Origin of the sequence: Micromonospora sp. NPDC053740 (assembly GCF_040677775.1) — a bacterium.
GTDB classification, from domain to species: Bacteria; Actinomycetota; Actinomycetes; order Mycobacteriales; family Micromonosporaceae; genus Micromonospora; species Micromonospora alfalfae.
Genome location: NZ_JBFASO010000016.1, coordinates 164,465 through 175,276, shown reverse-complemented (window position 1 = coordinate 175,276; position 10,812 = coordinate 164,465). Strand labels below are relative to the sequence as shown.

The 10,812-nt window shown below is 69.6% G+C and carries 10 protein-coding genes and 1 tRNA gene; 9 read left to right on the top strand and 2 right to left on the bottom strand.

Annotated features, from left to right (window positions below; genetic code table 11):
• The first annotated feature begins 209 nt into the window (after window positions 1-209).
• Window positions 210-686: a DUF4383 domain-containing protein gene (locus AB0K35_RS32895; RefSeq protein WP_238671165.1), complete on the top strand. Its 477-nt coding sequence runs from the start codon at window positions 210-212 to the stop codon at window positions 684-686.
• Window positions 687-692: 6 nt separating this feature from the next.
• On the opposite strand, the gene AB0K35_RS32890 is transcribed toward AB0K35_RS32895, so the two are convergent.
• Window positions 693-1,391: a TetR/AcrR family transcriptional regulator gene (locus AB0K35_RS32890; RefSeq protein WP_238671164.1), complete on the bottom strand. Its 699-nt coding sequence runs from the start codon at window positions 1,389-1,391 to the stop codon at window positions 693-695.
• Between the two features lie 225 nt (window positions 1,392-1,616).
• A complete protein-coding gene (locus AB0K35_RS32885; RefSeq protein WP_238671163.1) occupies window positions 1,617-2,582 on the bottom strand; it encodes an acyl-CoA desaturase in 966 nt (321 codons plus the stop codon).
• A gap of 313 nt (window positions 2,583-2,895) precedes the next feature.
• On the opposite strand from AB0K35_RS32885, the gene AB0K35_RS32880 reads away from it, so the two are divergent.
• The 8 genes from AB0K35_RS32880 (at window position 2,896) to AB0K35_RS32845 (ending at window position 10,608) form a co-directional block, all read left to right on the top strand.
• Window positions 2,896-2,967, top strand: a tRNA-Gln gene (locus AB0K35_RS32880).
• Window positions 2,968-3,077: 110 nt separating this feature from the next.
• Window positions 3,078-4,610 carry a bifunctional UDP-N-acetylglucosamine diphosphorylase/glucosamine-1-phosphate N-acetyltransferase GlmU gene (gene glmU, locus AB0K35_RS32875; RefSeq protein ID WP_363890409.1) on the top strand — a complete coding sequence of 511 codons (1,533 nt, stop codon included), beginning with the start codon at window positions 3,078-3,080 and terminating at the stop codon, window positions 4,608-4,610.
• A gap of 58 nt (window positions 4,611-4,668) precedes the next feature.
• A complete protein-coding gene (locus AB0K35_RS32870) occupies window positions 4,669-5,649 on the top strand; it encodes a ribose-phosphate diphosphokinase (RefSeq protein ID WP_091394633.1) in 981 nt (326 codons plus the stop codon).
• Window positions 5,650-5,982: 333 nt separating this feature from the next.
• A complete protein-coding gene (locus AB0K35_RS32865) occupies window positions 5,983-6,678 on the top strand; it encodes a 50S ribosomal protein L25/general stress protein Ctc (protein ID WP_238671162.1) in 696 nt (231 codons plus the stop codon).
• A 94-nt stretch (window positions 6,679-6,772) separates the two neighbouring features.
• Window positions 6,773-7,363 (top strand): aminoacyl-tRNA hydrolase, encoded by a 591-nt coding sequence (gene pth, locus AB0K35_RS32860; protein WP_363890406.1) that lies wholly within the window; start codon window positions 6,773-6,775, stop codon window positions 7,361-7,363.
• Between the two features lie 132 nt (window positions 7,364-7,495).
• Window positions 7,496-8,326, top strand: a complete 831-nt coding sequence (locus AB0K35_RS32855) for a 3'(2'),5'-bisphosphate nucleotidase CysQ (protein WP_091394622.1) — start codon at window positions 7,496-7,498, stop codon at window positions 8,324-8,326.
• Between the two features lie 75 nt (window positions 8,327-8,401).
• Window positions 8,402-9,313 (top strand): sulfate adenylyltransferase subunit CysD, encoded by a 912-nt coding sequence (gene cysD / locus AB0K35_RS32850; RefSeq protein WP_238671159.1) that lies wholly within the window; start codon window positions 8,402-8,404, stop codon window positions 9,311-9,313.
• Window positions 9,313-10,608, top strand: coding sequence for a GTP-binding protein (locus AB0K35_RS32845; protein WP_238671158.1), 1,296 nt, complete (start codon window positions 9,313-9,315; stop codon window positions 10,606-10,608). Before cysD ends, AB0K35_RS32845 begins: the two co-directional genes overlap by 1 nt.
• Window positions 10,609-10,812: the final 204 nt, after the last annotated feature.

Below are 10,812 nucleotides of genomic sequence, written 5' to 3'. Positions count from 1 at the left end.
GTTTTCTTCGGGGTTCCGCCGGGGGTTTTCCGGCGGACCCCGGGGTGCTCGGGCGGGTCAGGCTTGATCCCTGCGCAGCTCGGGCTCCGGCGAAAACCTGACCCGGTCCAGCCTTTCGGCGGACCCCTTGGGCTTTGGGGTTCTGCGGACAGTTAGCGCTGCCTTGGGCGACAATTCCCCCTGAAACGGTCACATCAGGGGGTCTGGGCATGCCGCACTTTCCGGTCAACCATCCGGCACGGCCGCTCTACCGGATCCTCTCCGGGCTGATCGGCGTCTACATCCTGGTCTTCGGCGTCTGGGGCGTCGCCGAGACGATCGGGGATCCGCTCTTTGCCCGCAACAGCACCTGGGCCCTCGGGCTCCGGACCAACCTGGCCTTCTCGCTCGCCTCGGTGGTCTTCGGGGTCGTCCTGATCATCGGGGCCTCACGGCGTAGCAACCTCGGCCACTACATGAACCTCACAGCGGGCGTGGTGTTCCTGGTGACCAGCATCCTGATGATGTCGGTGCTGCAGACCGGTGCGAACTTTCTCAACTTCTCGATGTCGACAGTGGTCGTGTCGATGCTGTTCGGCCTGATCCTGCTCGGCACCGGCCTATACGACAAGGTCGGCCCACCGGAGTCCGCCGAGGCGGAGTTGGAGCACCGCAAACACCCGGTGGCCGACGTGCACCGCCGCTGATCGGGGTCAGCTGCGCCGTGCGGTGATCAGCGTCGGCTTGGCCTCCAGGTGTGACAACCCGTTCCAGGCCAGGTTGACGAGGTGTGCCGCCACCGTCTCCTTGCGCGGCTTACGCACCTCCAACCACCAGCGACCGGTCAACGCCACCATGCCGACCAGCGCCTGCGAGTACAGCTCGGCGAGCTTCGGGTCGTACCCTCGGCTCTTGTACTCGGCGCCCAGGATGTGCTCGACCTGGTGCGCCACGTCGTTCATCACGCTGCTGAAGGTGGCGGTGCCGGACATCAGCGGCGACTCGCGGACCAGCACCCGGAAACCGCTGGTCTCCTCCTCGATGTAGGTCAGCAGGGCGAGCGCCGCCTGTTCCAGAAGCTCCCGCGGATGCCCGGCGGTCAACGCCGTGGTGATCCGGTCCAACAGGGCCCGGACCTCCCGGTCCACCACCACCGCGTAGAGCCCTTCCTTGCCACCGAAGTGCTCGTACACCACCGGCTTGGAGACCTTGGCACGGGCCGCCACCTCCTCGATGGATGTGGCGTCGAAACCGCGCTCGGCGAAGAGTTGCCGGCCGGTCGCGATCAACTGCTCCCGGCGTTGGGCGGCCGACATGCGGACCCGGGAGGGAGCTTTGGCTTTCGGTGCCGCCGTCGGCGTCGCCCGTCGGCCGCTGACAGCTGCCGGCGCGTCGTCGCTGACCTCAGGCATGTCGCCGCCTCGCTGGCGCTCGGTGACGCCCTGCCGTGGAATGGTTCCTCCGCTGTGCCCGTTCACGTCGTCGCCTCACTGTCGGGCGGTCCGACCGCCCTGACGCGCCGTTCGACAGTACCCGGAACGGGCTCGGCCTCCCGTCCGCCGAGCCGCCTGGTCCCCCCGCATGGCTCGGGTCATCCGGCCATCCTGCCAGGCGGCATCGTCGAGCACCGCCCGGTTTCAGTGGGGTGCGACAGGCTTCACCAGCTTGGCGGCGAGGCGCTCGGGCTTTGGCCAGCGCACCTGCGTTGCCGCGCCGGCCTTCTCGAACAACCAGATCACCCGGGCGGAGATGTCCACCTGACCGCGCAACACGCCGTGCCGGGCGCTGGTCGGGTCGGCGTGGTGCAGGTTGTGCCAGCTCTCGCCGAACGACAGGATCGCCAGCGGCCAGAAGTTCGACGCGCGGTCACCCTGGCGCATCGCGAACGGACGCTCACCGTAGACGTGGCACACCGAGTTGATCGCCCAGGTGACGTGGTGCAGGAGGCCGATCCGGACCAGTCCGGCCCAGAAGAACGCGGTCAGCGCGCCCTGCCAGGACCAGGTCACCAGGCCGCCGATCAGCGCCGGGCCGAGCAGCGAGATGGCCACCAGCGCGGGGAAGAGCCGGTCGACCCGGCTGATGTCCCGGTCGGCGATGAGGTCCGGGGCGAAACGTCCGCGGTTGGACAGCTCCCGGCGGAACAGCCAGCCCACGTGTGCGTGGAACAGGCCCCGGGTCAACGCCCAGAAGCTGGTGCCGAACCGCCACGGCGAGTGCGGGTCGCCCTCCAGGTCGGAGAACGCGTGGTGACGCCGGTGGTCGGCGACCCACTGGATGATCTCGCCCTGCACCGCCAGCGAACCCGCGACCGCCAGAGTCACACGTAGCCACCGCTTGGCCTTGAACGAGCCGTGCGTGAAGTAGCGGTGGAAGCCGACGGTGATGCCGAGCCCGGAGACGACGTACCAGACCAGGCCGATGATCACGTCGGTCCAGCCCAGCCAGCCGCCCCAGGCCACCGGCACGGCGACCAGCAGGGCGACGAAGGGGATCACCACGAAGGCCCAGAGGGCGGCCAGGATGCCGGGGGACTGGCTGCCGTCGGTGAGTGGTTTGGGGCCGGGGCCGGCGGTGTTGGAATCGAGCAGAGCAGTGGACATGGGACCTCGCAGGGGGATGGTTACGATCACGAAGCTACGCCTACGTCACCGTAACTTACGGCACCGTAGATCGCACGGGGAAGTTTCGAATCGACTTCGCGTAACTGCTCGAAGTCGCAGGTCAGCCGGCCCGATGGCGGGTGCCTGACCGATCCGGGAAGAGAGCGGCCGAGGCGCGGGCCGACCACCCCCGGAAGGCCGACGACATCGATCGGTCGCCGTGCGAAGGGATGAGCGCTGGCATCCGACGGCCGGGGCGCTAAGGTGTAGCGGCGGGATGTCCATCCCTCGTGCGACGTGCTCACGTCGCTGATCGGCCGTGGTGTAATTGGCAACACCCGGGTCTTTGGTACCCGTATTTCAGGTTCGAACCCTGGCGGCCGAGCTGCCCATCTACGTCCGTTTTAGGGTCCGGTGGGGGTAAGAGGGAAACGTGCCGGGCCTCGCGGTTAGCATGGCCGCGAGAGTGTCCGCCGTCCCGACGGGAGCCACGTCGTGCCCCAGCCCCACCCCCGTACCGTCGTCGTACTTGCCGCCGGTGAGGGCAAGCGGATGAAGTCGACACTGCCCAAGGTGCTGCACCCCCTTCTCGGTCGGACGCTCCTCGGTCACGTGCTGAGCGCCGCCGCCCCGTTGGGCGCGGACCGCACCGTTGTCGTGGTCGGGCACGGCGCCGACCAGGTGCGGGCGCACCTGTCCGAGGTCGCCCCGGACGCCACCCCGGTGCTCCAGGCCGAGCAACTCGGCACCGGGCATGCGGTACGGATCGCGCTGGAGGCCGTACCGGACGGTGCCGGCACCGTCGTGGTGATCAACGGTGACGTGCCCCTGCTGCGACCCGAGACGGTGGGCGCGCTGGTGACCGCGCACGAGGAGGCCGCCGCGGCGGCCACCGTGCTGGCCGCCGAGGTGCCCGACCCGACCGGCCTCGGGCGGATCGTCCGGGACGCCGACGGGCGCCTGGAGCAGATCGTCGAGGAGCGCGACGCCGACCCGACGCAGCGCGCGATTCGGGAGATCAACGCCGGCATCTACGCGTTCGACGCGGTGCGGCTGCGCGAGGCGCTGGGCAAGCTCTCCACCGACAATGACCAGGGCGAGGAGTACCTGACCGACGTCTTCGGTCTGCTTCGTTCCGCCGGCGAGCCGGTGGCGGTGCACGTCGCCGTGGACCACGTCGAGACGTTGGGCTGCAACGACCGGGTGGAGCTGGCCACGCTGCGCCGGCTGCTGCGCGACCGGATCAACGAGGCGTGGATGTGCACCGGGGTGAGCCTGCTCGACCCCGCCACCACCTGGATCGACGTGACTGTCGCGCTGGACCGGGACGCGGTGGTCGACCAGAACACCCAGTTGCGCGGCGGCACTGTGGTCGGCGCGGGCGCGCTGATCGGGCCGGACGTCACCCTGATCGACACGATCGTCGGCCCCGCCGCGTCGGTGATCCGCAGCCACGCCGTGGGTGCCGAGGTGGGCGCGGGCGCAACAGTCGGGCCGTACGCGTACCTGCGGCCGGCCGCCCAGCTGGCCGAGAAGGCGAAGGTCGGCACGTTCGTCGAAGTGAAGAACTCGCAGATCGGCGCCGGCGCGAAGGTGCCGCACCTGACGTACGTCGGCGACGCGACGATCGGCGAGCAGACCAACATCGGCGCCGCGTCGGTCTTCGTGAACTACGACGGGGTCAACAAGCACCGCACGGTGATCGGCAGCCACGCGCGGACCGGCGCGGACAACATGTTCGTGGCGCCGGTCGAGGTGGGCGACGGGGCGTACACGGCGGCTGGTTCCGTGATCATCGACGACGTGCCGCCGGGGGCGATGGGTGTCGCCCGGGCGCGTCAGCGCAACATCGAGGGCTGGGTGGTCAAGCGTCGCGCCGGCACCGCCGCGGCGGAGGCGGCGCAGCGGGCCCGCGACGCGAAGGGTGCGTCCGGTACGACTGGTGCCGCAAGCCACAGTGAGGCAATCCACGGGGCGACCGAGACGGTGGGCGGCGCATCCGGCGCGGGAGATACTGCAACCGAATAGTCCCTGACCCACCACCACCGGGTCGGGTACCGCCGACATAACGGGAGCAGACGGGCCCATGGGCAGCATCGTCGCCGAAAACCGCAAAAGCCTGATGCTCTTTTCCGGACGTGGCTTTCCGGAGTTGGCCAAGGAGATCGGCGAGGTGCTCGGCGTCGCGCCGACGCCGGCCGACGCGTACGAGTTCGCCAACGGCGAGCTCTTCGTACGGTTCAAGGACTCGGTACGTGGTTCGGACGCCTTCGTGGTGCAGTCCGTCACGCACGGGGTGAACACCTGGGTCATGGAGACCCTGATCATGGTGGACGCGCTGAAGCGGGGGTCGGCCAAGCGGATCACAGTGGTGTTGCCGTTCTACCCGTACGCCCGCCAGGACAAGAAGCACCGTGGTCGGGAGCCGATCTCGGCCCGCCTGGTGGCGGACCTGCTGAAGACCGCCGGCGCCAACCGCATCCTCACCGTCGACCTGCACACCGCGCAGATCCAGGGCTTCTTCGACGGCCCCGTGGACCACCTCTTCGCGATGGACATCCTCGCCGAGTACGTGGAGCACAAGTACGCCGGCCGGCCGATGACGGTGGTGGCACCGGATTCGGGCCGGGTGCGGGTGGCCGAGCGGTGGACCGACCGGTTGGGCGGGTGCCCGCTGGCGTTCATCCACAAGACCCGTGACCCGATGAAGCCGAACCAGGTGGTGGCGAACCGGGTCGTCGGCGAGGTGGAGGGCCGGGTCTGCCTGATCGTCGACGACATGATCGACACCGGGGGCACCATCGCCAAGGCCGCCGACATCCTCAAGGAGTCGGGCGCTGCGGAGATCGTTGTCGCGTCCACCCACGCGCTGCTGTCCGACCCGGCCACCGAGCGGCTGAAGAACAGCTCGATCAGCGAGATCGTGGTGACGAACACCCTGCCGCTCCCGCCAGAGAAGCAGCTGGACAAGCTCACAGTGCTGTCGATCGCGCCGCTGCTGGCGCGGGCGATCCGCGAGGTCTTCGACGACGGCTCGGTGACCACCCTCTTCGGTGGCCTGAGCTGAGCCTGAGCCCCGTTCCCACCACTTGGCGCGCCGGTGGGGGTGGGGCTGGCAAACTGACGGAAACAGGGCCGGCACGCTGGTGGGAGCGCCACCGACGCGCCGGTCCTGAGCCGTGATCGGGGACTGCCGGAAACCCTGGAAACAGCTCGGGTAGACTGGTGCGGTTGCCACGGCGAGGGTGCCCGGCGGGCCGCTGAAAAGCGCCGCACGGAGGCACCGTCATCGACGCGGTGCTCCGGGCAGTCGTTCATGACGCATGAGCCCCAGCGAGCCCCTCGCCCCAGCACCGTTAGACGACAAGCCGCCGCAGCGAAAAGCATCAGGAGTTTCCCCGTGTCCGAGGTAAAGATCAGCGCCGAGCCCCGTACCGAGTTCGGCAAGGGTGGTGCCCGCCGTACCCGCCGGGCCGGCAAGGTGCCCGCCGTGCTGTACGGCCACGGCGAGAAGCCCAAGCACATCGCGCTGCCGTCGCGGGAGTTCGCCGCCGCGATCCGCAAGGGCGGTGCCAACCAGCTCTTCGCGATCGACATCGCCGACGGCACCCAGGTGCTGGCGCTGCCCAAGGCGATCCAGCGTGACCCGATCCGCGACACCTTCGAGCACGTCGACCTGATCCTGGTCCGCCGGGGCGAGAAGGTCACCGTCGAGGTCCCGGTCCAGCTGACCGGCGAGGCCGCCCGGGACACCCTGATCGTGCACGACCACGACACCCTCTCGGTGACCGCTGACGCCACCAAGGTTCCGGACCACCTCGAGGCGTCGATCGAGGGCCTGGAGGCGGGCACCCTGGTGACCGCCGGCGATGTCGCGCTGCCGACCGGCGTCGAGCTGGCCGTCGACTCGGAGCTGACCGTCGCGTCGGTGACCGCCGCCCCGACCGCCGAGCAGCTCGAGGCGACGCTGCCCGAGGTCGAGGTTGCCACCGACGAGGCCGAGGCCGAGGTCGGCGAGACCACCGAGGGCTCCGAGGGCGCGGACGCCGCCCCGGCCGAGGGCGCCGAGACGACCGAGGCGCGCACCGAGGCCTGATCGGTTCGTACTGTGCGACAGGCGTCCCCGAAAGTTCGGGGGCGCCTGTCGGCATATCGGGAGTCGCTGCGTTGGGCGTCGGAAGGGACGGGTCGTGACGGACGAGGCGGGGCCGTGGCTGGTGGTCGGCCTGGGCAACCCGGGTCGGGAGTACGCCGGCAACCGGCACAACGTCGGGTTCATGGTGGCCGAGCTGCTGGCCGGGCGGGTGGGTGCCCGCTTCGGCCGGCACAAGCGGGCGGTGGCCGAGGTGGCCGAGGCGCGGCTGGGGTTCGGTGGGCCGAAGCTGGTGCTGATGAAGCCACTGACGTACATGAACCTGTCCGGCGGACCGGTCGCGGCGTTGGCGCAGTTCTACAAGGTGCCGACGGCGCAGGTGATCGCTGTGCATGACGAGCTGGACATCGGCTTCGGCCAGGTGCGGGTCAAGTTCGGCGGCGGCGAGGGCGGGCACAACGGCCTGCGCTCGATGTCGAAGTCGTTGGGGACCAAGGACTACGCCCGGGTGCGGTTCGGCGTTGGCCGACCACCGGGGCGGCAGGATCCGGCGGATTACGTGCTGTCGGATTTTGGCGCGGCCGAGCGCAAGGAGTTGGATTTCCTGGTGGACCGGGCCGCCGACGTGGTGGAGTCGGTGATCACCAAGGGCGTGGAGCCGACCCAGAACCTCTACCACGGCGGCTGAGCCGGGCGGGGCGTACCCGAATCGGAAACGGCGGGCCGGTAGTCTGCGCCTTTCAGCGTGCCGCGACCGGCGACGCGAGTCGCGGCGGATCGGCCCGTGCGGGCAGTGCGGCGAGGCGACGGGAGCGGACAGATGAGCAGTCCTCCGATGATCGATGGCGCGTTCGCCCGATGGTTGGCGTCCCGAGCCGGGCAGGCGCTGCTCGACCTGCGCACGGAGATGGGTTTCGCCGACGCCGGTGCGCTGAAGTCGGCCGGGGACAAGGTGTCGCACGACCTGATCCGCACGGAGTTGGCGAAGTGGCGTCCGGGTGACGCGGTGCTCTCCGAGGAGGACGAGGGGTCGCGGTTGGCCTGGGCTGCGGAGGTGAACACCGGAGCGGTGTCGCGGTTGAACGCGGACCGGGTGTGGATCGTCGACCCGTTGGACGGCACCCGGGAGTTCTCCGAGGAGGGCCGCTCGGACTGGGCGGTGCACGTGGCGCTCTGGGCGCGCAACGCGCCGAGCCCGCACGGGCTCGTCGCCGGGGCGGTGGGGTTGCCGGCGCAGCACCGGGTGCTCGGCACCGACTACCCGCCGGCGTACCCGCCGATGACCGTGGAGGCGGCGACGGCCGGCGAGCGGAAGATCCGCCTGGCCGCGAGCCGGAGCCGGCCGCCGGTCTTCCTGACCGATCTGGCCGAGGACGTCGGGGCGCACCTGGTGCCGATGGGCTCGGCCGGAGCGAAAATCGCCGCAGTGGTCACCGGCGAGGTGGACGCGTACATCCACGCAGGTGGGCAGTACGAGTGGGACTCGGCGGCCCCGATCGCTGTGGCGACGGCCACCGGACTGCACGCTTCCCGGATCGACGGTTCTGCGCTGAAATACAACGAGGCGGATCCGCGGCTGCCCGACCTCCTGGTCTGCCGCAAGGATCTCGCCACCCGGTTGCTTGCAGCGCTGCAGAAACATTCCGGGTAGCCTGAGCGAACTTTCTTGACATGCCCGACCGGAAAGGTCTGGAAATCGGATGAGCGAGCGAATCGAGCCGGTGTCATGACCACCCCCGCGGCGTACCAGGTCTCCCACCTGGACGCCTTGGAAGCGGAGAGCATCTTCGTGATGCGCGAGGTGGTCGCCGAGATGGAACGCCCGGTGATGCTCTTCTCCGGTGGCAAGGACTCGATCGTCATGCTGCGGCTCGCGCAGAAGGCGTTCGCCCCCGCCAACGTCCCCTTCCCGGTGATGCACGTCGACACCGGGCACAACTTCCCCGAGGTCCTGGAATACCGCGACCAACGGGTCGCCGAACTGGGGTTGCACCTCGTGGTCGCGAGCGTGCCGGAGGCCCTGGCCAGCGGCATGGTCCGGGAGTCCGGCGACGGCATGCGCAACCGGATCCAGACCCCGGTGCTGCTGGACGCGGTGGAGAAGCACCGCTTCGACGCGCTGTTCGGGGGCGCCCGCCGGGACGAGGAGAAGGCCCGGGCGAAAGAGCGGGTGTTCAGCTTCCGCGACGAGTTCGGTCAGTGGGACCCGAAGAACCAGCGGCCGGAGCTGTGGTCGCTCTACAACGGTCGGCACCACCCGGGCGAGTCGATCCGGGTCTTCCCGCTGTCCAACTGGACCGAGCTGGACGTGTGGCACTACATCGCCCGGGAACGCATCCCACTGCCGTCGATCTACTACGCGCACGAGCGCGAGGTGATCGAACGGGACGGCATGTTCTACGCCGTCAACGAGTTCTTCCGCCCCCGCGCGGGTGAGGAGCGGTTCAAGGCGCAGGTGCGCTACCGCACCGTCGGCGACGCCTCCTGCACCGCAGCGGTCCGTTCCGACGCGGACACCGTGGAGAAGGTCATCGAGGAGGTGGCGGCCACCCGGATCACCGAGCGCGGCGCCACCCGTGGTGACGACCGGGTCAGCGAGGCCGCCATGGAGGACCGCAAGCGGGAGGGCTACTTCTGATGAGCACCGAGATCATGGCCCCGGCCTCCGAGGCGCGGGCGATGGACCTGCTGCGGTTCGCCACCGCCGGCAGCGTGGACGACGGGAAGTCGACCCTGATCGGGCGGCTGCTCTACGACACCAAGTCGCTCTTCACCGACCAGTTGGCCGCCGTGGAAGCGGTCAGCGCGGCCCGCGGTGACGAATACACCAACCTGGCGTTGCTCACCGACGGTCTGCGTGCCGAGCGGGAGCAGGGCATCACCATCGACGTGGCGTACCGGTACTTCGCCACCCCCCGGCGCAAGTTCATCATCGCCGACACCCCGGGCCACATCCAGTACACCCGCAACATGGTCACCGGCGCGTCGACAGCGGACCTGGCGCTGATCCTGGTGGACGCGCGCAAGGGCCTCGTCGAGCAGTCCCGCCGGCACGCGTTCCTCTGCTCCCTGCTGCGGGTGCCGCACCTGGTCCTCTGTGTCAACAAGATGGACCTTGTCGACTGGTCACAGGAGGTCTACGAGCGGATCGCCGACGAGTTCACAGCGTTCGCGGCGAAGCTCGACGTACCGGACCTGACAGTGGTGCCGGTCTCCGCGTTGCGCGGCGACAACATCGTCACCAGGTCGGACAACATGCCCTGGTACGAGGGCCCGTCGCTGCTGCACCACCTGGAGCGGGTGCACATCGCCAGCGACCGCAACCTTGTCGACGTCCGGTTCCCGGTGCAGTACGTGATCCGTCCGCAGTCCACCACTGTCACCGACTACCGCGGCTACGCCGGCCAGGTCGCCTCCGGCGTGCTGAAGCCCGGCGACGAGGTGATGGTGCTGCCCTCCGGCTTCACCAGCCGGATCGCCGCCGTGGAGACCGCCGACGGGCCGGTCCCGGAGGCGTTCCCGCCGATGTCGGTGACGGTACGACTGGCCGACGAGATCGACATCTCGCGGGGTGACCTGATCTGCCGGCCGAACAACGCGCCAGCGGTGGCCCAGGACATCGAGGCGATGGTCTGCTGGATGGACGAGACGGCTCCGCTGCGGGTCGGCGGACGGTACGCGATCAAGCACACCACCCGGTCGGCGCGAGCCATCGTGCGCGGGCTGCACTACCGACTGGACATCAACTCCCTGCACCGCGACGAGTCGGCCGACGAACTGCGGCTCAACGAGATCGGCCGGGTGCGACTGCGCACGACGGTGCCGCTGCTGGCCGACGAGTACCGCCGTAACCGCACCACCGGCGGCTTCGTCATCATCGACGAGGCGACCAACCGCACTGTGGGCGCCGCAATGATCGTCGAAGCCAGCTAACCGCCCACGCCGTCCACCGGCTCGCGCCCACAGTCCCCTGCCCTCGCGCTCGCCGCCTCGCGCTCGCCGCCTCGCGCTCGCCGCCTCGCGCTCGCCGCCTCGCGCTCGCCGGCAAGATCGCGCACGATCCAGGAAGTAGTGGCCTCGCCCAACGGCGAGGCCATGCCGGGACGGGCGGCCCCAGCTGTCCAACCTCGACTACCT